19 protein-coding genes are annotated in these 26,230 nt (G+C 68.9%); 11 read left to right on the top strand and 8 right to left on the bottom strand.

The genetic code is table 11. From position 1 onward, the window contains the following. The first annotated feature begins 146 nt into the window (after positions 1-146). From thsA to leuS, 3 genes are all read left to right on the top strand, one after another. Positions 147-1,835 (top strand): thermosome subunit alpha, encoded by a 1,689-nt coding sequence (gene thsA, locus APQ99_RS03070; RefSeq protein ID WP_012289465.1) that lies wholly within the window; start codon positions 147-149, stop codon positions 1,833-1,835. Positions 1,836-2,012: 177 nt separating this feature from the next. After that, complete coding sequence (locus APQ99_RS03065) at positions 2,013-2,999, top strand: alanine dehydrogenase (protein WP_012289464.1); 987 nt, start codon at positions 2,013-2,015, stop codon at positions 2,997-2,999. Between the two features lie 130 nt (positions 3,000-3,129). Then, positions 3,130-5,787, top strand: a complete 2,658-nt coding sequence (leuS, locus tag APQ99_RS03060; RefSeq protein ID WP_010903650.1) for a leucine--tRNA ligase — start codon at positions 3,130-3,132, stop codon at positions 5,785-5,787. Between the two features lie 3 nt (positions 5,788-5,790). On the opposite strand, the gene pheA is transcribed toward leuS, so the two are convergent. The 6 genes from pheA to lipA form a co-directional block, all read right to left on the bottom strand. Then, the gene (gene pheA / locus APQ99_RS03055; protein WP_010903649.1) at positions 5,791-6,603 is read right to left on the bottom strand and encodes a prephenate dehydratase; all 813 of its coding nucleotides are present in this window, start codon (positions 6,601-6,603) and stop codon (positions 5,791-5,793) included. Between the two features lie 49 nt (positions 6,604-6,652). Continuing rightward, positions 6,653-8,077, bottom strand: a complete 1,425-nt coding sequence (gene lpdA / locus APQ99_RS03050) for a dihydrolipoyl dehydrogenase (protein ID WP_010903648.1) — start codon at positions 8,075-8,077, stop codon at positions 6,653-6,655. Positions 8,078-8,079: 2 nt separating this feature from the next. After that, a complete protein-coding gene (locus tag APQ99_RS03045; protein ID WP_010903647.1) occupies positions 8,080-9,516 on the bottom strand; it encodes a dihydrolipoamide acetyltransferase family protein in 1,437 nt (478 codons plus the stop codon). Position 9,517: 1 nt separating this feature from the next. Next, complete coding sequence (locus APQ99_RS03040; RefSeq protein WP_012289463.1) at positions 9,518-10,492, bottom strand: alpha-ketoacid dehydrogenase subunit beta; 975 nt, start codon at positions 10,490-10,492, stop codon at positions 9,518-9,520. A 4-nt stretch (positions 10,493-10,496) separates the two neighbouring features. Further along, positions 10,497-11,612, bottom strand: coding sequence for a pyruvate dehydrogenase (acetyl-transferring) E1 component subunit alpha (gene pdhA, locus APQ99_RS03035; RefSeq protein WP_012289462.1), 1,116 nt, complete (start codon positions 11,610-11,612; stop codon positions 10,497-10,499). Positions 11,613-11,837: 225 nt separating this feature from the next. Further along, positions 11,838-12,773 (bottom strand): lipoyl synthase, encoded by a 936-nt coding sequence (gene lipA / locus APQ99_RS03030; protein ID WP_010903644.1) that lies wholly within the window; start codon positions 12,771-12,773, stop codon positions 11,838-11,840. Between the two features lie 119 nt (positions 12,774-12,892). Here lipA and APQ99_RS03025 point away from each other — a divergent pair, with 119 nt between their 5' ends. The 6 genes from APQ99_RS03025 to APQ99_RS03000 are packed head-to-tail and all read left to right on the top strand — an operon-like array spanning position 12,893 to position 21,222. Further along, a complete protein-coding gene (locus tag APQ99_RS03025; protein ID WP_010903643.1) occupies positions 12,893-14,302 on the top strand; it encodes an MATE family efflux transporter in 1,410 nt (469 codons plus the stop codon). Positions 14,303-14,338: 36 nt separating this feature from the next. Further along, positions 14,339-16,678: a DEAD/DEAH box helicase gene (locus APQ99_RS03020; RefSeq protein ID WP_010903642.1), complete on the top strand. Its 2,340-nt coding sequence runs from the start codon at positions 14,339-14,341 to the stop codon at positions 16,676-16,678. 38 nt (positions 16,679-16,716) lie between these two features. Then, the gene (locus APQ99_RS03015) at positions 16,717-17,445 is read left to right on the top strand and encodes a PDDEXK family nuclease (protein ID WP_010903641.1); all 729 of its coding nucleotides are present in this window, start codon (positions 16,717-16,719) and stop codon (positions 17,443-17,445) included. Between the two features lie 22 nt (positions 17,446-17,467). Continuing rightward, on the top strand, positions 17,468-18,499 hold the full coding sequence (gene endA / locus APQ99_RS03010; RefSeq protein WP_010903640.1) for a tRNA-intron lyase: 1,032 nt from the start codon (positions 17,468-17,470) through the stop codon (positions 18,497-18,499). Beyond that, complete coding sequence (locus tag APQ99_RS03005) at positions 18,496-20,037, top strand: tryptophan--tRNA ligase (protein WP_010903639.1); 1,542 nt, start codon at positions 18,496-18,498, stop codon at positions 20,035-20,037. Before endA ends, APQ99_RS03005 begins: the two co-directional genes overlap by 4 nt. A gap of 51 nt (positions 20,038-20,088) precedes the next feature. After that, complete coding sequence (locus APQ99_RS03000; RefSeq protein ID WP_010903638.1) at positions 20,089-21,222, top strand: DUF7118 family protein; 1,134 nt, start codon at positions 20,089-20,091, stop codon at positions 21,220-21,222. On the opposite strand, the gene glmM is transcribed toward APQ99_RS03000, so the two are convergent. Both glmM and APQ99_RS02990 read right to left on the bottom strand, forming a co-directional pair. Beyond that, on the bottom strand, positions 21,219-22,586 hold the full coding sequence (gene glmM / locus APQ99_RS02995) for a phosphoglucosamine mutase (RefSeq protein ID WP_010903637.1): 1,368 nt from the start codon (positions 22,584-22,586) through the stop codon (positions 21,219-21,221). The genes APQ99_RS03000 and glmM overlap by 4 nt on opposite strands. After that, positions 22,583-23,035, bottom strand: a complete 453-nt coding sequence (locus APQ99_RS02990; protein WP_010903636.1) for a hypothetical protein — start codon at positions 23,033-23,035, stop codon at positions 22,583-22,585. The genes glmM and APQ99_RS02990 overlap by 4 nt, the downstream gene beginning before the upstream one ends. An 81-nt stretch (positions 23,036-23,116) precedes the next feature. On the opposite strand from APQ99_RS02990, the gene APQ99_RS02985 reads away from it, so the two are divergent. After that, positions 23,117-23,974: an HVO_0234 family beta-propeller protein gene (locus APQ99_RS02985; protein ID WP_010903635.1), complete on the top strand. Its 858-nt coding sequence runs from the start codon at positions 23,117-23,119 to the stop codon at positions 23,972-23,974. Between the two features lie 1,407 nt (positions 23,975-25,381). Next, complete coding sequence (gene prs, locus APQ99_RS02980; protein ID WP_136361572.1) at positions 25,382-26,227, top strand: ribose-phosphate diphosphokinase; 846 nt, start codon at positions 25,382-25,384, stop codon at positions 26,225-26,227. The last annotated feature ends 3 nt before the right edge of the window (positions 26,228-26,230 follow it).

Here is a 26,230-nt window from a genome sequence, read left to right as displayed (position 1 = left end):
TTTCTGTGACAGCAATTCACGTACATAAGTAGCCGGGGAGGGGTTTCGAGCTCGGCCGTGGGGCGGCGGTTCGGGCCTGCTCGCCACACATGGTACTGATTGTCACACAAGTTTTAAATAGAATCGCATTCAATCAAAGAGTGATTATGGCGCAGCAGATGGGTAACCAGCCGCTGATTGTACTCTCCGAGGACAGTCAGCGCACCTCAGGCGAGGACGCACAGTCGATGAACATCACCGCCGGCAAGGCCGTCGCCGAATCCGTTCGCACCACGCTCGGCCCGAAAGGCATGGACAAGATGCTCGTTGACTCCTCGGGCGAAGTCGTCGTCACCAACGACGGCGTCACCATCCTCAAGGAGATGGACATCGAGCACCCGGCGGCCAACATGATCGTCGAAGTCGCCGAAACACAGGAGACAGAGGTCGGCGACGGAACCACGACATCGGTCGTCGTCTCCGGCGAGCTGCTCTCCGAGGCCGAAACCCTCCTCGAGCAGGACATCCACGCCACCACGCTCGCACAGGGGTACCGACAGGCCGCCGAGAAAGCCAAGGAGCTGCTTGACGACGCCGCGATCGACGTCTCCGCCGACGACACGGAGACCCTCGAGAAGATCGCCGCGACCGCGATGACCGGCAAGGGCGCGGAGAACGCCAAGGGCGTCCTCTCGGATCTCGTCGTGCGCGCCGTTCAGTCGGTCGCCGACGACAACGACGTCGACACGGACAACGTCAAAGTCGAGAAGGTCACCGGCGGCGCAATCGAGAACTCCGAGCTCATCGAGGGCGTCATCGTCGACAAGGAACGCGTCAGCGAGAACATGCCGTACGCCGTCGAGGACGCCAACATCGCGCTCGTCGACGACGGCCTGGAGGTTCAGGAGACCGAGATCGACACCGAGGTCAACGTCACCGACCCCGACCAGCTCCAGAACTTCCTCGACCAGGAAGAAGAGCAGCTCAAAGAGATGGTCGACGCGCTCAAGGACGCCGGCGCCAACGTCGTCTTCGCCGACTCCGGCATCGACGACATGGCCCAGCATTACCTCGCCAAGGAGGGCATCCTCGCGGTCCGTCGCGCGAAATCCGACGACTTCACGCGACTCTCCCGCGCCACGGGCGCAACCCCGGTCTCGAACGTCAACGACATCGAGGCCGCGGACCTCGGCGCAGCCGGCAGCGTCGCCCAGAAGGACATCGGCGGCGACGAGCGCATCTTCGTCGAGGACGTCGAGGAAGCCAAAAGCGTCACCCTCATCCTCCGCGGCGGGACCGAGCACGTCGTCGATGAGGTTGAGCGCGCCATCGAGGACTCCCTCGGCGTCGTGCGCGTCACTCTCGAAGACGGCCAGGTCATGCCCGGCGGCGGCGCGCCGGAGACCGAGCTCGCGATGCAGCTTCGGGACTTCGCGGACTCCGTCGGTGGGCGCGAACAGCTCGCCGTCGAAGCGTTCGCGGACGCGCTCGAAGTCATCCCGCGCACCCTCGCCGAGAACGCGGGCCACGACCCGATCGACTCCCTGGTCGATCTCCGCAGTCAGCACGACGGCGGCGACACCGAAGCGGGCCTCGACGCCTACAACGGCGACGTCATCGACATGGAGTCCGAGGGCATCGTCGAGCCGCTGCGCGTGAAAACGCAGGCCATCGAGTCCGCCACCGAGGCGGCGACGATGATCCTTCGCATCGACGACGTCATCGCCGCGGGCGACCTGGCCGGCGGCCAGGTCGGCGACGACGACGGCGACGACGGCCCCGCTGGCGGCCCTGGCGGCATGGGCGGCGGCATGGGCGGCATGGGCGGTATGGGTGGCATGGGCGGCGCGATGTAAGCTCGGCCACACGACACCACTCCAGCCAGTCTGCACCGCTCGCTCACCATCCGACACGTTTCTTTCGACGCCCCACCACCCAGCGGCAGCGCCGCCACAACTGTGTTCAATTCAACCATTTCGGCGTGTTCAGCCAGTAAAAGGAGGGTCTAAGTGTCACGCGACATGATCGCGTGTATGGAGACGCTGCTACTCAACAAGGACGACGTGGACGAGAACACCCCGATGGCGGACCTCATTTCGGCCATCGAGGACGCGTTCGCCGCCTACGAGACGGGCGACGCCCAGATGCCCGCGAAGTCCTACGTCGACCTCCCCCAGTACAACGGCGACTTCCGCTCGATGCCCGCGTACATGGACGCCGGCGACTGGGACGCCGCCGGCATCAAGTGGGTGAACGTCCACCCCGACAACCCCGCGGACCACGACCTCCCGACCGTCATGGGCACGATGGTCTACTCCGACCCCGAGACCGCGTTCCCGCTGGCGCTCATGGACGGCACCGAACTCACGATGAAGCGCACGGGCGCGGCGGCCGCGGTCGCCACTGACCACCTCGCCGTCGCGGACGCCACTTCGTTCGGCGTCGTCGGTGCCGGCGTGCAGGCGTACACCCAACTGGAGGCCATCTCGAAGATCCGGGACATCGAGGAGGTCGTCGTCAGCGACGTCAGCGACGACGCCGTCCAGCAGTACGTCGATCACTTCTCGGACCGCTTCGACGTGCGCGGTGGCTCCATCAGCGAGGCCGGCCACTGCGACATCCTCTCGACGGTCACGCCCGTCGAGGACCCCATCGTGACCGCCGAGGACGTCGGCGACCACACGCATATCAACGCCATGGGCGCCGACGCCGAAGGGAAACACGAGCTCGCCGACGACATCCTGCTTGCCGGCACGCTCGTCATCGACGACCACGCCCAGACCACCCACTCCGGGGAGATCAACGTCCCGTACCACGAGGACACGCTTGCGGACGACGACATCGACGCCGAGATCGGTGAAATCGTCGTCGGGAACGCCGACGGCCGCACCGACAGCGACGGCGTCACCGTCTTCGACTCGACGGGGCTTGCGATCCAGGACGTCGCCGCCGCCCACGTCGTCTACGAGCACGCCAGCGAGCACGACAACGGCTACGAGTTCGATCTGCTCGGCGTCTAGCGGCTTTTCCCTGCGCTACTTCGACACCCATCACCCGCATGGTGGGCGGTCGCTCGTGTCCGAGTCGGGGGGACTGCCGTACTGAAAGGCATTTGTCGGTCGGTCACGCAGTGTCCGCCAAGAGAGACACATGGGAGAGCAAGCCACCTACGACCACCACGCCATCGAGCAGCACTGGCAACGCGAGTGGGACGACGCCGACGTTTTCCGGGTGCCCGACGACGCCGACGACCCGGAGTACGTGTTGGCGATGTTCCCATACACGTCCGGTCAGCTCCACATGGGCCACGTGCGGAACTACGCCATCACCGACGCGTTCGCCCGCTACCGCCGGATGGACGGCGAGGACGTGTTGCATCCGATGGGCTGGGATTCGTTCGGGCTGCCCGCGGAGAACGCCGCCAACGAGCGCGACACCAACCCCCGGGAGTGGACCGAGCGCTGCATCGACCAGATGCGCGACCAGTTCGAGGCGCTGGGCTTTGGCTACGACTGGGAGCGCGAGATCACCACCTGTGACCCCGACTACTACAAGTGGAACCAGTGGCTGTTCACCGAGTTCCGCGACGCCGGGCTCGTGGACCGCCGGGCCGCCACGGTGAACTGGTGTCCGTCCTGTGAGACGGTGCTGGCGGACGAGCAAGTCGAGGGCGACGACGAGCTGTGCTGGCGGTGTGACACGCCGGTCACCGAGCGCGACCTCGACCAGTGGTTCTTCGAGACCACCGCGTACGCCGACGAACTGCTCGATGGCCTCGACGAGTTGGACGGCTGGCCGTCGAACGTCCGGGACATGCAGCGCAACTGGGTCGGCCGCACGGACGGCGTCGAAGTACCGTTCACCGTGCACACGCCCGACGGCGACGAGGACGTGGTGGCGTTCACGACGCGGGTGGATACCATCCACGGCGCGACGTATTTCGCGCTGGCACCGGATCACCCGCTGGCGGAGGCCGCGGCCGACCGCGACGACGACGTGGCACACTTCGTCGAGGAGGTCGCCGATCCCGACGGCGACGAGCCACAGGGCGTCGAGACGGAGTTCACCGCCACGAACCCCGCGACGGGTGCGGAGATCCCCGTCGTCGTCGCGGACTTCGTGCTGTCGGACGTCGGCACCGGCGCGCTGATGGCGGTGCCCGCCCACGACGACCGCGACCACGAGTTCGCCCAGGCCCACGACCTCCCGGTTCGGCAGGTCGTCGCGCCCGCGGGCGACGAGGACGCCGACGTCGAGGCCGCCGCCTACACCGCGGACGGCGTGCTCGTCAATGCCGGCGACTACACGGGCCTGGACAGCGAAACCGCCCGTGAGGAGTTGACCGCGGACATCGACGGCGCCGCGTCCGCCGTCCAGTATCAGCTCCGCGACTGGGGGGTCTCCCGGCAGCGCTACTGGGGCACCCCGATCCCGATCGTTCACTGCGAGTCGTGTGGGCCGGTCTCCGTCCCCGACGACGACCTGCCCGTGGAGCTCCCGGAGTTCGTCCACACCACTGGGAACCCGCTCGACGCCGCCGAGGACTGGAAGCAGACCACGTGCCCCGACTGCGGCGCGCCCGCCGTCCGGGAGACCGACACGATGGACACGTTCCTGGACTCCTCGTGGTACTTCCTGCGGTTCGCTTCCCCGGCGTTCGACGACGCGCCCTTCGACACCCAGCGCGCCAACGACTGGCTGCCCGTCGACGAGTACGTCGGCGGCGACGAGCACGCCGTCATGCATCTGCTGTACTCGCGGTTCGTGACGAAGGCGTTCGCGGACCTCGACATGCTTGAGCACCGCGAGCCGTTCGCCGGCCTGACCACACAGGGTATGGTGTTGGGCGAGGACGGCACGAAGATGTCCAAATCCAAGGACAACGGCGTCGCGCCCGAGCGAATCGTCGACGAGTACGGCGCCGACACCGCGCGGCTGTTCACGCTGCGCGCGGCCCGCCCGTCGAAGGCCTTCCCGTGGAGCGAGGAGGGTGTTCGCTCTAGTCACACCTTCCTTGAGCGCTTGCTCTCGATGGCGCGGGCGGTCAACGCCGACGCGACCGCCGACGGTGACCTCGATCCCGCCGCCGAGTACGTCGCCCGCGAGACCGCCGCGACCGTTCAGGCCGCCACCACGCACTTCGACGACATGGAGTTCAACCGCGCCGTGCAGGCGGTCGACGAGCTGGTGTCGCTGCTGGTGCGGTACCGGGACCGCGACGACGCCGCGCCCGCGGTCGTCGCGCGCGGCGTTACGGCCGCCGTGAAGCTGCTTGCGCCCATCGCCCCCCACGTCGCCGAGGAGTGTTGGACGGCGCTGGGCGGCGACGGGTTCGTCGCCGAGGCCGCGTGGCCCACCCCCGACCGCGACGTCAGCGACCACGACCGCGCGACCAGCCTGATCGAGCAGACCCGCGAGGACGTCCGGGACATCGTCGACACCGCGGGCATCGAGAACCCCACCGGCGTCGACGTCGTCACGGCCCCCGAGTGGATGTACGACGTGCTCGCCCGCGCGAAAGCCGCCGACGGGAACGTCGTCGGCTCCGTGATGAGCGACCAGTCCCTCCAGCAGCACGGCGAGGACGCCGCCGACTACGCCAAGGACCTGGCCGCCCAAGCGCCCGCGTTCCCGGACGTGCTCGGACCGGACGGCGAACGCGACGCGCTCGGGCGCGCCGTGTGGCTGCTCGAAGCCGAGTTCGACGCGCCGGTGCGCGTGCTCGCCGCCGAAGACGCCGCCGACAGCGTCGCGAACAAGGCCGAACCGGGGCGGCCGGCGATCCACGTCGACGAAGCCGACGACTGACACTCACGCCACGTGTTCGGTGTCGTACGACCCCAGCCGCCGCACCCAGCCGGCTGCCGCGATCTCCGCCACGTCCGCGACCGCGTTCCGGGTGCGCTCCTCGTAACACCCGCTCGCGATGTCCACGTGGAAGACGTAGTCGCCCAGTCGCTCCCCCGACGGCCGGGATTCGACCCGCGACAGGTTGATGTTGCGGTCGGCGAACGGCTCCAGCAGCTCCAACAGCAGCCCGGGGTGGTTCGCGTTCGGGTAGACGATGATCGAGGACTTCCCGCCGGCCGGCGTGCGCTCGCTCGCCGGCCCCACCACGAAAAACCGCGTCTCGTTGCTGGCGCGATCCTGAATCCCGGAGCCATGCACGTCAAGCTCCGTGCCGTCGGCGGAGTCCGGGTGCGCGATCGCGGCCGTGGTCTCGTCGTTGCGCGCCACCTCGACGCCGCGCGCGGTCGACGCGACGGCCCGGCGGTCGACCGCCGGGTGGGTGGCGTCGAGGTACTCCCGACACTGCGCGAGCGCCTGCGCGTGGCTGGCGACCGCGTCGAACCCGTCGTCCTGGGCGAGCAGCGCGTGCCGGATCGGCGTCACCACCTCCCGGACGACCGCCAGGCCGTCGGTGTCCGCGAGCGCGTCGAGCGTTTCGGTCACCGACCCCTGGATGCTGTTCTCGATGGGCACGACGCCGCGGTCGGCGTCACCCACTGCAACCGCATCGACGATGTCGCGCACGGACTCCATGAACGACACGTCGCCGGCAGAAACAGCGCTCGCGGCGCGGTGTGAGTACGTCCCCGCCGGTCCCAGCGTCACCGTATCCATGTCCGCGGATACCCACGGCGACGGGAAAAACACGTCGGGGGTGTGTGGGTTACCGGTTCAGCGTGTGGACGGCGTGGCCGAGCGCGTGCTCGGCGGCCTCCATCGTGGCCTCGGACAGCGTCGGATGCGTGTGGATGGTGGACGCGACGTCCTCCAGGGTGGCCCCCATCTCGATCGCGAGGCCGAGCTCGGCGACGAGCTCGCTGGCCTCCGGGCCGACGATCTGCGCGCCCAGCAGGAACCCCGACTCCTCGTCGGCGACGACCTCCACGAAGCCGTCGTCGTGGCCCGTGGTGAGCGCGCGCCCGCTGGCGTTGAACGGGAACGTCCCGACGACCGGGTCGAAGCCCTGCGCGGCGGCGTCGTCCTCGGTGAGCCCGACGGTCCCGATCTCGGGGTCGGTGAACACCGCCGCCGGCACGGCCTGGTAGTCCAGGGCCGCCGGCTCGCCCGCGATGACTTCCGCGGCGACCTCGCCCTCCTTGCTGGCCTTGTGCGCGAGCATCGGGCCGGGCGCGACGTCGCCGATCGCGAAGACGTTCTCGACGTCGGTGCGGGCCTCGTGGTCGGTCTCCAGGCGCCCATCGTCGTTCGGTTCGAGGCCGACGGCGTCCAGGTTCAGCGTGTCGGTGACTGGCTGGCGGCCGACCGCCACGAGCACCTTCTCGGTCTCGAACTCGGTCTCCTCGCCGTCCTCGTCGGCGGCGGTGACCACGATGCCGTCGTCGGTGTCCGTCCAGCTGTCGGCCGCGAGGCCGAAGTGGAAGTCGATGCCGAGTTCCTCGGCGCGCTGTCTCACGGGGCGCGCGATGTCGTCGCCGTACTGTGGCAGGATGCCATCCAGCATCTCCACGACGGTCACGTCCACGCCGAGCTTCGCGAACACCGTCGACAGCTCCATGCCGATGTAGCCGCCGCCGACGATCACCATCGACGACGGCAGCTCCGCCATCGCCAGCGCCTGCCGCGAATCCAACACGGGGTCGTCGCCGAAGTCGAAGCCCGGCACCTCGATGGGCCGAGAGCCCGTCGACACGATGGCGTGCTCGTACTCGATGGTCTCCGAGCCCTGGCCGTCGCCGCCGTGCACGACCCGCAGCTTGTCGCTGCCCGCGAACTCCGCGCGCCCCTCGATGAGGTTCACGCCGTTGGCCTTGCAGAGCTTCTCCACGCCGCCCGTGAGCTGGTCGACGACGCCGTCCTTCCAGTCGACCATCTCCGCCACGTCCACGTCGGGGTCGGCGTACACGCCCATCTCCTCGGCGTGGCCCGCCTCGTGGGCGACGCCCGACGCCGTGATCATCGCCTTCGACGGGATGCAGCCGTAGTTCAAGCAGGTGCCGCCGTAGGCGTCCTTCTCGACGAGCGTCACGTCGAGGCCGAGCTGTCCCGCGCGGATCGCCGCCACGTAGCCACCGGGGCCAGCGCCAACGACCGCGACGTCCGTCCCAGTCGAGATGTCTCCGACAACCATGATTATTCGAGTAGTAGTAGTTCGGGGTCAGTCAGATACTCCATCACGCGGTTCGTGAACTGCGCGGCCTCCGCGCCGTCGATGACGCGGTGGTCGATCGACAGCGACAACGGCAGCGTCTGGGCCGCCCGCACGTCGCCGTCCTCGGCGACCGGGCGCTCGTCGATCGCGCCCAGCCCCAGGATCGCCGTCTCGGGGTAGTTGATGATCGGGGTCGCGTACTCGCCGCCGATCGCGCCGAAGTTCGTGATCGTGAATGTTCCGCCGTCCATGTCCGCGGGCGCGATCGAGCGCTCGCGGGCCTGCTCGACGAGGTCGTTCATCTCCGTGGAGATCTCAAGCATCGACTTCTGGTCGACGTGCTCGACGACCGGCACCATCAGCCCGGCGTCGGTCGCGACCGCCACGCCGATGTTGTAATCCTGCTTGAGCGCGATCTCCTCGTCGTCCTCGCGGAGCTCGGAGTTCAACACGGGGAACTCCTTGAGCGCCGCGACGACCGCCTTCATCACGAACGGCATGTACGTCAGCTTCACGTCCTCGGCCTCGGCGCGCGCTTTCAGCTTCGAACGCGTCTCCACGAGGCTGTCGATGACGGCGGTGTCGTGGTGGGTGACGTGTGGCGCCGTGTACTTCGACTCGGCCATCTGCTCGCCGATGGTGCGGCGGATGCCCCGGTAGGGCTCGGTGGTCTCGCCGCCGGCGACGAACTCGCGGGTGGCTGCGCCGCCCGCCTCGCCCTGCGCGGCCTGCCCGCCCTCGGCGTACGCCTGGACCGCCTCCGCGGTGACGAACGCCTCGCCGTCGCGCTGTTCGACCGCCGGCACGTCGTTGATGTCGACGCCCAGCTCACGGGCGACCCCGCGGGTCGCGGGTGCCGCAAGCGTCTTCTCGCGGCCCGCCGGCTCTTGGCTGCCGGCGCTCGCCGCGGTGTCGTCCTCGTCGACGCGTTCCGTCGCGGACGTGGCCTCGGTGGCCGGCTCCGTGGTGTCCTCGCCGCCCTCCGCGGCGGCGCGCACGTCGCCGTCGGTGATGCGCCCCGACGGCCCGCTCCCCTCGACGCTGTCGAGGTCGACGCCCAGCTCGCGGGCGAGCGTGCGAACGCTCGGCGGCGCGAACGTCCGGCCGCTGGCCTCGCTGGTCGCCGACGCGGCCTCGTCGCCGCTTTCGTCGCCGTCGTCCGCGGTGGCCGACGCCTCGCCGTCAACGTCGAACGTCACGAAGAGGTCGCCGACCGGCACCACGTCGCCTTCCGCCCAGTGGAGTTCCTGGACCGTGCCGTCGACCGGCGCGGGCACCTCGACCTGGGCTTTGTCCGTTTCGACCTCCGCGACCGGCTGATCCTCGGTGACGGTGTCGCCCTCGTCGACGAGCCACCGCACGAGTTCGCCCTCCGCGACGCCCTCTCCGACGTCAGGTAGCGTGAATTCGCGGGCCATCTTAGAAGTCGAACGCCTCCTCGATTCCGGCCGCGATGCGCGCGGGCTCGGGCAGGTAGTAGTCCTCCAGGGCCGCCAGCGGGAACGGCACGTCGAAGCCGGTGATGCGCTCGACGGGGGCCTCCTGGTACAGCAACGCCTCCTCCTGGATGGTCGCCGTGATCTCCGCGCCCAGGCCGCCCGTGTTCGGGGCTTCGTGGACGATCGCGGCGCGCCCGGTCTTCTTGAACGACTCGATGATCGTGTCGAAGTCGATGGGGCTCAGACTCCGCAAATCCACGACCTCGACGTCGATCCGATCGAGGTTCTCGGCGGCCTCAACGGTGGGCTGGGTCATCGCCCCCCAGGTGAACACCGACACGTCCTCACCCTCCGTGCGGACGGCCGCGTCGCCGAGTTCGACCTCGTAGGGGTCGTCGGGCACGTCCTCGCGGAACGCCCGGTAGATCTTCTTCGGTTCGAGGAACACCACGGGGTCCGGGTCCCGGATGGACGCGATGAGCATCCCCTTGGCGTCGTACGGCGTGCTGGGCATCGCGACCTTCAGCCCGGCCTCGTGGGCGTAAAACGCCTCCTTGGACTCGGAGTGGTGTTCGGGCGCGCGGATCCCGCCGCCCATCGGCGCACGCAGCACCATCGGGAGCGTGAACCGGCCGCGGGAGCGCGTTCGCAGCCGCGACATGTGGCTCACCACCTGGTCGAAGCCCGGGTACATGAACCCGGAGAACTGGATCTCCGGCACCGGCTTCAGGCCGTAGGCGGCCATGCCGACCGCCGACCCGATGATCCCCGACTCCGCCAACGGCGTGTCGATGACCCGGTCGTCGCCGAACTCCTCGTAGAGGCCCTCGGTCGCCCGGAACACACCGCCGTTCTGCCCGACGTCCTCGCCCATCACGAGCACGTCGTCGTCCTCGGCCATCCCGTCGTGGAGGCCGTCCCGTACCGCCTGCACTAGCGTCAGATTCTCGCTCATATCGTTAGTCCTCCAGGAGCGCCTCGTCGCCGTACTCGTCTCGGATCGACTGGAAATACTCCAGTTGCTGTTCTAGGCGCTGTGGCATCTCCGCGTAGACGTTCTCGAACATCGATGCGGGGTCGGGCCGCGGCGTCTCCTCGGCGGCCTCGATGGCGTCAGCGACCGCGTCCTCGATGTCGGCCTCGATGGACTCGATGGCCGCGTCGTCGAGGCGGTCGGTCTCCACGAGGAACGTCTCCAGACGCGGGATCGGGTCCTTGTCCTTCCAGGCCTCGACCTCGGACTCCTCGCGGTAGACCGACGGGTCGTCGGCGGTGGTGTGCGCGCCGAACCGGTACTGCACGGCCTCGATGAGCGTCGGCCGCATTTCGTCCTCGTCGGGGTCTTTCGCTTTCTCGATGGCGTCGTGTGCCACCTGGTAGACCGCAAGCGGGTCCATCCCGTCGACCTGCACGCCCTCGAAGCCGTAGGCGGCGGCCTTCTGGGCGAGCGTGTCCGTCGCTGTCTGCTGTTCGCGCGGGACGCTGATCGCCCACTGGTTGTTGTTACAGAAGAACACGTTCGGCGTGTCGTAGACGCCCGCGAAGTTCAGCCCTTCGTGGAAGTCACCCTCGGAGGTCGCGCCGTCCCCGAAGTAACACATGAACGCCGTGTCGGATTCGTCTTTGAGCTGCGACGCCCACCCCATCCCGGTGGCGTGGGGGATCTGGCTGGCGATCGGCACCGCGACCGTGAAGATGTTCTCCTCGGCCGGGATCGCGTTCCCACGCTCGTCACCCATCCAGTACAGCAGGGTGTCTTTCAGTGGGAGGCCACGAACCAGGCTGGCGCCGTGCTCGCGGTAGCTGGGCACGATCCAGTCGTCGTCGGCAAGCGCCATCGCGGACGCGATCTGTGCGCCCTCCTGGCCGGACAGCGGCGGGTAGGTGCCGATCCGACCCTGCCGTTGGAGGCTCACCGCGCGCTCGTCGAAGCGCCGCGCGAGCTTCATGTAGCGGTACATCTCCACGAGCTCGTCGTCGGTGAGGTCCGGTACCTCCGCGCCGTCGACCAGCTCGCCGTTCTCGTCCAGCACCCGGTAGGTGTCGTCGGGTGCTCGATGAATGGTCTCGGTCACGGGTACCCCCGTCCTGACATGTGCGGAGGATCTACCCCTGCGACTATATGATTTTCGTAACAATCGTTTCCATGGGGATCGCTGCCATCGAATTTCAACCCACTGTCCAGTCTCAGTGGACTGATTGGGTAGAACGAGCGCCATTCCCGGGAAAAATACGAAATCGAACCGACGCCGCCCGGACGTCGTCGGCGACCGGTCGGACGGTGATCGCCGCCAGTGGCCTCACTCCGACGCCGCACGCCGCGCGTTCCGGCGGGCCTCCTGGACGCTTTTGCCCTCCCGCAGCACGGCGTCCACGAACAGCTCGCCGGCCTTGTACGAGGACCGCACCATCGGTCCCGACGCGCAGTACAGGAACCCGAACTCGGATTCGGCCACGCGCTGCCACGTCTCGAACTTCTGGGGGTGGACGTAGTCCGCGACGTCGAGGTGTGACCGCGACGGCTGGAGATACTGCCCCAGGGTCACCACGTCCACGCCGGCCTCCCGGAGGTCTCCAAGCGTCTGATAGACCTCGTGGTCGTACTCGCCGACTCCCAGCATGATGCTCGTCTTGGTGTAGATGTCCGACTCCCGGGTCACGTACTCCAGCACCGACAGGGACTGCTCGTAGCCCGCGCGCCGGTCCCGCACGGGGACCTGCCGGCGCGCGACGGTTTCGATGTTGTGCGCGATCACGTCCGGCCCCGCGTCGATGATCTTCTGAACCAGCGATTTCTCGCCCTGGAAATCCGGAATCAGCACTTCCACCAGGATCGAGGGGTCGCGCTCTTTGATCTCCCGGATCGTCCGCGCGAAGTGGCCGGCCCCCTGGTCGTCGAGGTCGTCGCGGTCGACGGACGTCAACACCACGTAGTCCAGCCCGATCTCCGCCACGGACTCCGCGACGTTCGCCGGCTCATCGGGATCTAGGGGCTCCATGCCGCCGGTTTTCACGTCACAGAAGTTGCAGCCACGCGAGCAGCGATCCCCCATCAGCATGAACGTCGCCGTGCCGGGGCCGTCACGGCCGCTCCAACACTCCCCCATGTTGGGACACGACGCCTCCTCGCAGACCGTGTGGAGGTCGTTGTCGCGGAGCGTCTCCTTGATGTCCGTGAACCGCTCCCCGGACGGCGGCCGCATCTTTAGCCACTCCGGCTTCCGGCGGCTACTCATGCCAGTTCCTTCGGGACCAGCCGCAAAAATGCTGGGGATTGTTGCCCCGGCAATACGCCGCACAGACACATAGATTAATGCCACGGCGCTGGAAAACCAATCGGTAACACACCCCACTCATGTTTGATCTCTCACGTGACGAGATCACCGGCGGGTCACTCCCCCGCGCGCTACTGGTGCTCACTGCCCCCCTCGTCGTCCAGCAGTACGTCGTCGTCGTCCAGCAGATCGTCGACGTGTTCTGGCTCGGGCGGGTCAGCCGCAACGCCGTCAGCGCCGTTGGTCTGGTCGCGCCGCTCATCGGATTACTCGCCCTCGCCACCAGCGTCGCCACGATCGGCTGCCGGGTGCTCGTCGCCCAACACGTCGGCGCTGACGACGCCGCGGCGGCCCGCAGCACTGGGTTCCATGCGACCGTGCTCGTCGGCGCTGCCAACCTCCTGTTGGCTGTGGTGGTTCTCTGGCTGGCACCGGACCTCGTTGGGGTTCTGCTCTCCGACGAGGCGGTCATACAACTCGGCGCCACCTATCTCACTGTCACCACCGTCGGCCGCGTCTTCGGCGGCATGAGCGACACCATCGAATCCGGGTTCGTCGGCTGGGGTGACTCCCGGATGTCGATGCTCATCAACGTCGTCGCCGTGCTCACCAACGTCGTCCTCGACCCGTTTCTGGTCGTCGGCTGGCAGCTTCCGGGGTTCGCCGGCTACGGCATCTTCGGCGCCGCGCTCGCCACCGCGATCGGCTACGTCGCCGGGTTCACCGTCGCAGTCGCCGGGCTCGGCGTCGACAGCACCAGTTTCACTATCGGCCGCGCCGACCTGGGGGTCAGCCGTGACACCGTTCGCAGCCTGCTCTCGGTCGGCGTCCCCCACGCCGGCCAGGAGGCCGGCCGCCAGATCGCGCGCCTGCTGGTTGTCGCCATCGTCGCCGGCGTCGCCGGCAGCGCGGGGTTGGCGGCGTACACCATCGGCGCGCGCATCGCCACCGTCGCGTTCGTCCCCGCGGCGGCCGTCGGGAGCGCGGTGTCGAGCATCGTCGGGCAGAACGTCGGCGCGGGCAACCCCGATCGGGCGACGCGCGCGACCTGGCTGGCCGCCGGGGCCACCACCGCCGGGATGGCGGTCCTCGGCGTCGCCCAGTACAGCAGTCCCGCCACCATCGTGTCGGTGTTTGCGCCCACGTTCTCCGGCATCGAACTGACGTACACCGTCGCGTACCTCCAGATACTCGCCGTCGGCTACTGGGCGTTCGGCCTCATCTACCCGATCCAGGGCGGGTTCAACGGCGCGGGCAAGACCACCGTCTCGATGGTCGCCACGCTGCTGCAGTACTGGGGGGTGCGGCTCCCCGTGGCCGCCCTCGGCGCGTACGTGGTGGTGTTCTCGGTGCCAGTCCACGCCGCGTTCTGGGCGATCACCGCCTCGAACGTCGCGTGCGCGGTCGGCGTCACGGCCTACTTCTGGGCGCAGACCAGCGGCGCGACGGGCCTGATCGAGCGCGCCGCGACCGCCGCCGCGTCGGACTAGAAACGCCTATCCGCCGGCCGCCCCTCCCCTTCAGCGATGGATGTCGCCGAGGTCGTTCCGGAGTTCGCCGAGGCGTTTCCCTTCGACGAGTTCAACGCGATGCAGCGGGAGGCGGTGCCGGCGCTGCTGGAATCCGACGCGAACGTGGTGGCGTCCGCGCCCACCGGCAGCGGGAAGACGGCGCTCGCGGAGCTCGCGATCTGCCAGACGCTCGCCGACGGCGGGACGGCGCTGTTCGTCGCGCCGCTGCGCGCGCTCACCAACGAGAAAGAAGACGAGTGGGAGCGCTTCGAGGCGCTCGGATACTCCGTGTACGTGGTCACCGGCGAGCGCGACCTGAACCCGCGGCGCGCCGAGCGCGCCGACGTGCTCGTGATGACCCCCGAGAAGGCCGACTCCGCCACCCGCAAACACGACTCCCCGCGGTACGCGTTCGTGACCGACGTGGAGTGCGTGGTCATCGACGAAGTCCACCTGCTGGATTCGGAGACCCGGGGAAGCGTCCTCGAAGTCGTGGTCTCGCGGCTGCGGCGGCTCTGTGACCCCCGAGTGGTCGCGCTGTCGGCGACCATGCCGAACATCGGCGACGTCGCGGACTGGCTGGACGCCACCCCCGACACCACCTTCGAGTTCGACGACGACTACCGGCCGGTGGACCTCCACGCCGGCGTTCGCACCTACGACCACGGTGACAACCCGTTCGCGGACAAGTACCGGCGGCTGTTCACGGCGCTCGATCTGGCCGAGCCACACCTCCGGGAGGACGGCCAGTCGCTGGTGTTCGTGGCGTCCCGCCAGGACACCGTGCAGGCAGCCAAGAAGACCAGAGACGAGATCGCACAGCGGGACATCCCGGTGGGGTCGCGGGGCGACTACGACTTCCACACGGCCACCGAGGCGCTCGACAACGAGACGCTGCGGAAGTCCGTGCTCGACGGGGTGGCGTTCCACCACGCGGGGCTGTCGACCACCGACAAAAGCCACGTCGAGCAGTGGTTCCGCGAGGGCAAGATCCGGGTGTTGTTCTCCACGTCCACGCTGGCGTGGGGCGTGAACCTGCCGGCGCGCTGCGTGGTGATCCGGGACACGAAACTCCACGACCCCCTGGAGGGAGAGGTCGACATGAGCCCCCTGGACGTCCTCCAGATGCTGGGTCGCGCGGGCCGCCCCGGCTACGACGACGTGGGCTACGGCTGGGTGGTGTGTGACACCAGCGACGCCGACACCTATCGGACGCTGCTGGACGAGGGCCACGAGATCGAGAGCCGACTCGACGGCAACCTCGCCGAGCATCTGAACGCCGAGATCGCGATGGGGACGATCCGTGACCTCGGCGACGTGATGGCGTGGCTCGAAACGACGTTCTACTACCAGCGCGCGCAGTCCGCGCCCGACGCCTACGAGTTCTCGACGCTGCGCGATCGCGTCCGGGCGACCCTCGACGATCTCATCGACCAGGGGTTCGTGGAGACCGACGCGGATCTCGGGCTGTCGGCGACCCGGCTGGGGGTGTTGGCGTCGACGTACTACCTCCGCCTGGACACCGCCCGCGAGTTCCGCGCCGTCATCGACGACGCCGCCGACGACCGCGCCATCCTGCGCGCGGTGGCTGCCGCCGGCGAGTTCGACTCCGTGAGCGCCCGCCACTCCGAGCAGGACGCGATCCACACCGTCCTGGGCCACAGCGGCGACGAGATGGCCGACGGCTCGCGGAAGGTGTACGCGATCCTGCGCGCGAGCATGCGGGGCGCAGTCCCCTCGGAACTCCGGTCGGACGCGTGGGTGATCACGCAGAACGCGCTCCGGCTGCTGGCGGCGTTGGGGGCGTTTTTCGACCGATACGACGACCCCATGGGTGCGAACGCCGCGGCCCGGTTGGAGGCCCGCATCGACACCGGCGTCCCCGAGGCCGCCGTTGGCCTGACAGCCATCGAGGGCGTCGCCGCTGGGCGCGCGCACAAACTCCACGACGAGGGCATCGACACCCCGGGAGATGTCCGTGATGCGGGCGTTTCCGGGCTCGTGGACGCCGGTCTCGCGCCGGGCGTCGCCGAGAGCGTCCACGAACAGGCCGCCGGCCTGCCGGCTGTCGCCGTCGACTGGGGCGACTTCCCGGACTCCGTTCCCGCCGGTGACAACGACCTCCGTGAGGTCACCGTCCGCAACCACGGCGGCGGGGCCAACGCCGGCGTCACGGTCACGGTCAACGGCGTCGAGATGACCACCGAAACCAGCTACCTGGACGGCGCGCTGTCGGTGCCGGTGGGCATGTTCGGCGCGCCCGACGCGGACACGCTCACGTTCGAGGTCACGGTCGCGTTCGCGGAGTTACCCCTTCCACCCGTGACCGAGACGCGCACCGTCGACGTGGTGTAGCCGAGGGTTGAAACCGGAGACCGCGGCCACCCACACGCATGCAGGACGCCATCCGAGTGCTGGCCGGGGAGTGTGCGGTGCGCTACGAGAACGACGCGTCCACCGACCGCGTGCTGCGCGGCGACGTGGTGGTCGTGGTGAAACCCGACGACACCGTGTTGGTGCACGACGCCGACGGCTACCAGCCGGCGGCGTGGCTCACCAGGCCCGGTGTCGTGCGGTACACGCGCGACGCCAGCGGGTTCCGCATCGACGCCGCCGACGGCGACGAGCGCCTCGTCGTCGAGAGCGCGACCGAGCACGGCGACGCCCATTATCCGGTGTCGCCCGCGGGGCCGCCCGTGGGGCGCTGTGAGTGTGGCGGCGCGTTCGTCCGCGACGGCGGCCGCGTGGTGTGTGTGGACTGCCGCGACCAGTATTCGATCCCGCGCGACGTGGCGGTCGTCGACGACGCGTGTGCGGCCTGCGGGCTGCCGCGGATCCGGGTGGCGCGCGGCGTGACGGTGACCGCCTGCGTGGACCGCGACTGCGAGCCGATCGCGGCCGCGGTCGCCGACGCCATCGACTGGACGTGTCGCTGCGGGGCGGCGCTCGGGGTGGCGTCCGAGCGCGGACTGCACGCCGCCTGCGAGTCCTGCGGGGCGCGGTTCCGGCTTCCCCACGGGACGACCGCCGGCGACTGTGGGTGTGGGTTGCCCGCGATCAGGACCGCCACCGGCGTTCGGTGTCTGGACGGCGACTGCGAGCGCGCACCGCAGTCGCTTTGAGTGCTGGCCGTGTCCGTGGGGTATGGACGGCGATCTGCGCGGGGATACAGTGCATATCGGTGGCGACGCCCGCCAGCGATTCCACGACGCACGCGGGTACGGCTACCCGCTGGGCGGCAACGACATCGCGGTGTCGCTCGTGGAGGCCGCCCACCTCCTGTTCCGTGGCGACCTCGATTCCGTCGACGGCATGGGGTTTCGGGCGTTTCTCACGGACCGCGAGGCGGGGTTCGCCGCCCGGTTTCTGGTCTACGTCGACCTCCGGGATCGGGGGTTCTACCTGGTGCCGGACCGCGACCCGTGGTGGCGCGACCCCGGCGACGGCGATTTCGTGGTGTTCCCGCGCGGGAACACGCGCCGCGACGGCGTCGTGAAACACCGGGTGCGCGTGGTCGACGAGCGCACGACCCTCCCCGTCGACGGGCTCTCGGAGTCGGTGCTGGCGGTCGTCGACGAGGAAAGCGAGATCACCTACCTCGACATCGCCCCCGAAACCCCCACCGGGGAGACGACGCTTGACCGCCCCACCGATGTCCCGGGGGTGTTGTTGGACGACCGCGTGCTCGTCTGGGAGCCCCCACAGCGCCTGCACAACGCCGGCTTCTACGGCCAGCCCCTCGGCGGGCGCGCCGCCGACCACGACGCCCTCCAGTTGTCGCTCGTGGAGGCGGCGTACCTCATCGACGCCGGCGTGTTGAGGCTCACCGACGCCACCATCGACGACGTTCGTGCCCGCGGGCGGCTCGGTGAGGGCGAGCATTTCGACTGCCGGCTGGCCGTCTATCGCGCGCTCCGTGACGCCGGCGCGGTCCCGAAAACCGGATTCAAGTTCGGCGCCGACTTCCGCGTGTACTCGGCGGTGTCGTCGGTCGACGACCTCGGGCACTCGGAGCTGCTGGTGCGCGTGATCACCGACACCCACGTGTTCTCCCCGGGGGACCTCTCGCTCGACGTGCGACTGGCCCACGGCGTCCGCAAGCGAATGGTTTTTGCGGCTACCGACGACACAGACGACACGATTCGCTGGCTTTCGGTGAGTCGATTGACGCCATGACATCCGACGACACAGACGACACGGCCGGTGCTGACGACGTTGCACTCGACCCCTGGGGGTCGGCAACCATCTCGGACTACCGCGCGCTCTTCGACGAGTTCGGCATCGAAGCCTTCGAGGACGTCCTCGACGGCGTGCCCACACCCCACTCGCTGATGCGGCGCGCGATCATCTTCGGACACCGCGACTACCGCCGGGTGGCGGCGGCGATGCGCAACGACGAGCCGTTCGCGGCGCTGTCCGGGTTCATGCCCACCGGGGACCCACACATCGGCCACAAGATGGTGTTCGACGAGCTCATCTGGCACCAACAACAGGGCGGGGACGCGTACGCGCTCATCGCCGACCTGGAGGCGCACTCGGCGCGGGGCTTGGACTGGGCGGAGATCGACGAGCACGCCGAGGACTACCTGCTGAGCCTGCTCGCGCTCGGCTTCGACGCCGACGAGGGCGAGCTCTACCGCCAGTCCACGAACCGCGAACTCCAGGACCTCGCGTTCGAGCTCGGCATCGAAGCCAACACCTCGGAGTTCGAAGCCATCTACGGGTTCGGCGGCGACACCGACGTGTCCCACATGCAAAGCGTCGTCACGCAGATGGCCGACATCCTCTACCCGCAACTCGACGCGCCGAAACCGACGGTCATCCCGGTCGGCCCGGACCAGGACCCCCACGTGCGGTTCGCCCGCGACCTCGCCGAGCGTACGCGCTACTTCAAGGTCACCGAGGCGTTCGCCAGCGTGGCGTTCGACGACGACGAGCGCCCGCTCGTCCGCGCCGCCTACGACGCCCGCAGCCAGTACGCCGCGGACACCGACCAGCCCCGGTGTACGGAGGCCGCTGACTGGCTCGCGGCCGAGCCCGCGGCCGCCGACGGCGTCGACGCGGCCACCGCCGAATCGGTGGTTCAGAAACTGGAGAACGCGGGCATGGAGCCGCTGCGTCCCCGGGTTCGGTTCTTCGACCGGCAGGCCACCGACGAGGCGTTCACGGCGCTCATCGACGAGATCGCCGGCGAGAAGCGCGTCTTCGAGGGGCACGTCGACGCCTTCGAGCTGTCCGCCGAGACCGCCAGGGACCTCGCGCTCGCCGTCGAGGTCGACCACGGCGGCTACGGGTTCGTGCCGCCGTCGTCGGTCTACCACCGCTTCATGACGGGGCTGACCGGCGGGAAGATGTCGTCCTCGGAGCCGGCCAGCCACATCAGCCTGCTCGACGACCCCGAGACGGGTGCCGACAAGGTCGCCGCCGCCACCACCGGCGGCCGCGACACCGCCGCCGAGCAGCGCGAGCGCGGCGGCGAGCCCGACGACTGCCCGGTGTACGAGCTGTACGCCTACCTGCTCGCGGGCGATGACGACGCCCTCGCGGAGGAGGTCTACGCCGAGTGCGCCAACGGCGACCGGCTCTGTGGCGGCTGCAAGGAGCAGGCCGCCGACCTGATGGCACAGTTCCTCGAAACCCACCAGGAAAACCGCGAGGCGGCCCGTGACGTGCTCGCGGAGCTGGACATCGATCTGGACTCGGCGCGCGTGTAGTCCGGGTGGGGTGACAGAAGGCCTATCCCGCGGTCACTCGTTCTGTCGCGTATGTCCGACGCGCAGCCCGCACCGGAGGCGGATCCAGACGCGCTGGTCGGTGCGCTCCGGGACGCCGCCGACGCGGCCGCCGACGCCGACGCCGCCGTCGAAACGTACGGCGTTGATCGGCTTCGAGCGCTCCGAACCGCGCTGGCGGATCTCAACCGGCTGTTCGACCAGTACGAGGGCGACGCCACCGGCACCGGTGATTTCCAGTCGTATCTGGACTTCCAGGACGACCTCGTCGCGCTCGTCGACGGGTTCGACGACGACCTGCCCGAGCGCGACACCTTCGAGTCGCTGCTGGAACTGTTCAAGAAGCGCCGCCTGTCCGCCGACGACTTCGCGACGGCGCGGCGTCGCCTCCAGGACGCCCGCGACCTCGTCGGCCACCTCGACGACCGCGCCGACGCCCACGACGACTACCGGGCGGCGCGCTCGCGGGTGGCCGACGCCGCCGACGCCGCCGCCGACACGGTCGCCGAACTGGAGCGCCTCCAACGGCTTGGGAACGCCGACCTCGACGCGCCCGTCGAGACCCTCCGCCAGCCCATCGACGCCTACGACGACGCCGTCCGGTCGGCGTTCGAGTCGTTCCGCCGCGACGCGCCCGCCCGCGAGGTCATCGCGTTCGTCCGGACCACCGAGGCCTACCCGCTCGTGGGGTTCGAGCCCGCGCCCGAGGGGCTCGCTGACTTCGTCGCCGACCGCGCGGCCGGCACGGAGCCGATCCCCCAGTTGCTCGAGTACGCCGGCTACTCGCCGTCGAAGCTGGACCACTACGTCGCCGCGCCGCGCACGCTGAAGCGCGCCGTCGGCGGGAACCGCACGTACCTCGAACGCCTCGACGCCGACCCACTCCTCGTGGGGTGGCCGCCCGCGCCCGCCGCGGCGCTCCAGTACCGGCTCGATGAACTGGTGTCGGTCGTCGCGCGGTTCGCCGGCGACGACGTCCTCGAACCGCTGCACGCGGTCCGGCGGCGGGTGCGCGGCGACGACTACGACCGTCTGCGGGACGCCGCCGTCGCGACCCACGAGCTGACCGCCGACGAGAAACAGCGCATCGCGGCCGGCGTCGCCGACGACCTTCAGCGGGCGCGAGCCCGCGAACAGCGCTTGCGTGACGCGCTCGACGAGTACTAGGCGTCGGCCCGCGCCGCGCGCAGATCCGCGGCGAACGCCTCCGCGAGGGATTCGGCCCGCTCGTGGTCGGTGGACTCCGCGTAGATGCGGACGACCGGCTCCGTGCCCGACGGCCGCACGAGCACCCAGGCGTCGCCGTAGTCCAGCCGGTAGCCGTCGATGGTGGTGCGGTCGGCGTCCGCGTCCAGCGCGCGCGCCTCCGCCGCGTCGAGGAGCGCCCCCCGTTGTGCTTCCGTGTCGTAGTCGACGTTCACGCGGACGTTGTGGTAGTCGTCGTACGGCGCGACGACCTCGCTTGCGGGCGTGCCGTCGGCCAGCAGTTCGAGGAACCGTGCGCCAGTGTACGCGCCGTCGCGGGTCATGCGGTACTCCGGGAAGATGATCCCGCCGTTACCCTCGCCGGCCACCGGGACGTGGTCGCCCTCGGCTTCCAGCTCGCGGATCCGGGTCATGATCTGCGTGGAGCCGATGGGCGTGAGCTCAAGCGTCGCTCCAGTGCGGTCGCAGACGTCCACGAGGCGCTGGCTGACGTTCACCGCGGACACCGTGGTGTCGCCGGCGTCGAGCTCGGCCTCCGCAAGCGCCGCGAGCGTGGCGTCGCCCTCGATGTACTCGCCGGTCTCGTCGACGAAGATGGCACGGTCGGCGTCGCCGTCGTGGGCGATCCCCACGTCGGCGTCGGCCGCGCGCACGAGTGCGCCGAGGTCGCCGAGGTGTTCGCGCACCGGCTCGGGCTCCCGGCCGGGGAAGTGGCCGTCCGGCTGGGCGTTCACGGTGACGACGTCACACCCGAGCTCGCGGTAGAACGTCGGGCTGGTGAGCGCGCCCGCGCCGTGGCCCGGGTCCAGGGCGACCGTCAGGTCGGCGGCCGCGATCGCCGCCCGGTCGACGGCGTCGGACAGCTGTGCGCGGTAGTCGCGGCCCGCGGACGCCACCTCCCGGTCGGCTCCCACACCGTCCCAGGCGGCGTTGTCGAACTGCTCGGTGGTGAACGCGCGCTCCACGCGCTCCAGGTCGGCAACCGCCAGCTCGACGCCGTCGCTGCCGACGAGCTTGACGCCGTTGTACTGGCTGGGGTTGTGACTCGCGGTCACCATCACCGCCGGGACGCCGGCGCGCTCCGCGTACGCTTGCGTGGCCGGCGTCGGAACCACCCCGAGCCGGTCGACGTCCACGCCGATGCTCTGGAGGCCCGCGACGGCCGCGTTTTCGAGCATGCGGCCGGTGGTTCGGGTGTCCCGTGCGACCGCGACGCGGTCGGCGCGCCACACCGAGCCGGCCGCCTTCGCGACGCGCAACACGAACCCCGGTGTGAGCTCCTCGTTGGCCACGCCCCGCGTTCCGCTCGACCCGAAGACGTTCATGCATCCTCCTGCGTGCGGCCGCCTCTAATCGCTTCCGAACGCGTCACGTTCACGGGGAACAGCGGGTCACCCACGTTCCCGTCGCCGTCGAGCACGCGAACCTCCACGACCAGCGTCGTGTCCTGGTAGCGGTAGGGCCCCTCCGTGGCATCACAGTGCTCCCGGAGGTCGTCGGCGAGCGCGTCGCCGGCCTCCCGGGTGACGTCCTCGGTCACCCACTCGCCGCGGGGTGCGTTCTCCACCGTCGCCGACGCCACGCGCTCCAGGGGTTGGTGGTTGGTCACGAACGCCTCCGAGAGCGTGCACACGTGTGTCTCACCGTCCCCAGCGGACTCCGACGGGCGCTTCGCGCGGACGCGAGCGGTCTCGTCGGCTCCCATCGTCAGACAGCCGCCGCCCACCCCGAACAGCGCGCCGGTGACGCCCACAAGCACTGTTCGTCGTCGCATACGTCAGTAGTCCCCCCGGGCTTGCAAAGCGCTTTCGAGAGAACCGCAACCACTTAGCGTGCAGCCACCCCGGCTGTACGCATGCCCGCCATTCGCGACGACCACGTGTTCGTCGAGGACACCGACGCCCACGTGGCGTACATCGCCGCCGGCCTCGGCATCACCGCGGCCCACATCGGCGCCAGCACTGTCGGCGAGTTCGCGCTCGAACACCGGTGTGACGCCCGCGACGTCGCCGCCACCCGGCTCGGCGTGGCCGCCGCCACCGCCGACGGCGTGGTGCTGTCGACGGCACCGCCGGACAGTTCGTTCGCCGACATCGGGTTCCCCGCCGCCGTCGCGGTCACCGGCTTCGACGGCACCGTCCTGGCGGCCGACGAGGACGGCCGGATCGCCCAGTACGACCCCGACGCCGGCGCGTGGACCGACCGCGCGGTCCTCACGGACGCCACCGTTCGCGCGCTCGACGCCGACCTCGTGGCCGCCACCGACGGCGTCCACCGGCTCACCGACGCCGGTCTCGCCGACGCCGGCCTGGACGACGCATACGACGTGTCCGCCCCGGGCGTGCCACACGCGGCCACCAGCGAGGGGTTGTTCGCGCTGGGCAACGGCTGGCGGGAAGCCGCCACCGGGGCGTTCCGCACGGTCGCCGCCGACCCCGCCTCCGCCGCGCCGGGCGCGACCGGCGTCGCCCACGCCGCCACCCCCGAAGCCTGCTTCGAACACCGCACCGACGCATGGCAGCCCTGTCGCGACATCGCGCCCTCGGACGCCGCCCGCGTCGTCGACGCCACGTACGCCGTCGACACGACGATCCTGCTCACCGCAGCCGGGACGCTGATCGTCGTGGACGGCGACGGCGACGCCCGCCACCGCAGCCTCGGGCTGCCCGACGCCGCCGCCGTCACGGTCGTCGGGCACACTCCCGACCGGTGAGGGTCGAGACGCAATCATCAGGTTCCGACGATCAGGTACGTTTTCCGGGGGCTATCCGAGACGTTTCAGCCAATCCCCTACTCTCGGCCGCGAATCCAGTTATGATGTCCTAATTGGGGATCGTGTCGCTCACTCATCAGAACCCTGAGTCCGAAATTTACGTATAATGTGGTATAAGATAATCGGACCTATCACTACTGCTGAGAGGAATTCTTTCCCCTGCAACGCCCACGTAGCTGCCATCCCCAATACACTCAGGGTGGCGATAATATCGAGAGTTTTCTCTGATGGCATACGAGTAAAAAATTCTAGTTCCCTACTTTCGTTTCGGAATCCCGACACCCGAAAATGACGCCTCTACCCTTGTTAATTCAGTCATCAATTTGATCCGCTCGCGCATCAAAGATATGGTCTGCGGTATCGAGCGCACTCTGCTCGTTGTTCTCTCACCAGTCTCCCGAACAGAGTTGGTCCGTTCCTCGCGTTCGTAAGCGAACGGTTCCGCGGTTCTGTCATACGTGCGGTTATTAGCGACGCTGTCGTTTTTGCTGCGCTTGCTCTATCTCGCTCAAGCACGTTCACAGCCGCTGGCAGACGAAATCAGACGGTTCCGACGATCGCGCGCGTTTCTTGATGCTATCCGAGACGCTTCAGTCAATCCCCTACTCTCGGCCGCACGTCCAGTTATGGTATCCTAACCGGGAGTCGTGTCGCTCACTTATCAGAAGCCTGGGTCCGAAATTTACGTGTAATGTGTCCTAATATAAGAGAGGCTACTGCTACTAGCAGGAGCAAATCTTTCCCCTCAAGCGCCCACGTAGCCACCATCGCCAACACACTCAGGGTGGCGATAATATCGAGAGTTTTCTCTGATGACATACGAGTAAAAATTCTACTTTCCTACTTTCGTTTCGGAATCCCGATACCCGAAAATGACGCCCCTGCGCCTGTTAATTCAGTCATCAATTTGATCTGCTCGCCGATCAAAGATATGGTCTACGGTATCGAGCGCACTCTGCTCGTTGTTCTCTCACCAGTCTCCCGAACAGAGTTGGTCCGTTCCTCGCGTTCCTAAGCGAACGGTTCCGCGGTTCCGTCATACGCGCGGTTATTAGCGACGCTGTCGTTTTTGCTGCGCTTGCTCTATCTCGCTCAAGCACGTTCACAGCCGCTGGCAGACGCAACCATCAGGTTCCGACGATCACGCGCGTTTCCTCCGCGTCCATACGAGTACCACGTTCTACTACTCTCCGCTCGTTCGCGGTTTTCTGACCCGAAACGCATGGGGGGCAAGCGCGCCATTAGAGACCCACGCCGAAGCACCGACACCGCGGCGCAGCCCGCGCCCGGCGGTCGCGCAGGCAGCCAAAGGAAACGTGTAAGCCGCCGGCCCGAGTCCACTCGCGTATGTTACTCAGCGGGTCCTCGAGTCAGTCACTCGCGGCCGCGCTCGCCGCCGCAACCGGCGAGCGGCTCGGCGATGTGACCTACGACTCGTTCCCGGACGGCGAGCAGCTGGTGACCGTTCCCCCGGCCGTCGACGGCGAGCGCGCGGTCATCGTGGCGTCCACGCAGACCAGCGACGCCCACATCGAGGTGCTGCAACTCCAGGACGCCGCCCGCGACGCCGGCGCGTCCGAGATCATCACGGTCCTGCCGTACATGGGGTACGCCCGCCAGGACGACGCCTTCGACCCCGGCCAGCCGGTGTCGGCGCGCGCGGTCGCTCGTGCCATCTCCACGGGCACCGACCGCGTGCTCACGGTCAACCCACACGAGGACGGCGTCCTGGAGTGTTTCGACGTGCCTGCCGCGGGCGTCGACGCCGCGCCACAGCTCGCCGCGCCGCTGCCCGCGGATCTCACTGACCCCGTGTTCCTCTCCCCCGACCACGGCGCGACCGATCTCGCCACCAGCGTCCGGGACGCCTATGGCACCGGCGTCACCGATCACTTCCAGAAGGTCAGACACTCCGGCAGCGATGTCACCATCGAACCCAGTGAGATCCAGACCGCCGGCCGCGACGTCGTCGTCACCGACGACATCGTCGCCACCGGCACCACGATGAGCGAAGCCATCACCGCGCTCGACGACCCCGCCCGCGTGTTCGTCGCCACCGTCCACCCGCTGCTCGCCGGCAACGCCCGCCTGAAGCTCGCGCGCGCCGGCGTTGAGGCCGTCTACGGCACCGACACCATCGAGTGCGCCGTCTCCGAGGTGTCCGCCGCGCCCGCCATCGCTGACGCCCTCTGAGTG

It is taken from the genome of Halobacterium salinarum DSM 3754 (genome assembly GCF_008124605.1).
In the GTDB taxonomy this organism is placed as follows: Archaea; Halobacteriota; Halobacteria; order Halobacteriales; family Halobacteriaceae; genus Halobacterium; species Halobacterium salinarum.
The sequence above is the reverse complement of the archived record's forward strand: the minus strand, read 5'-3'. Positions and strand labels throughout refer to the sequence as shown.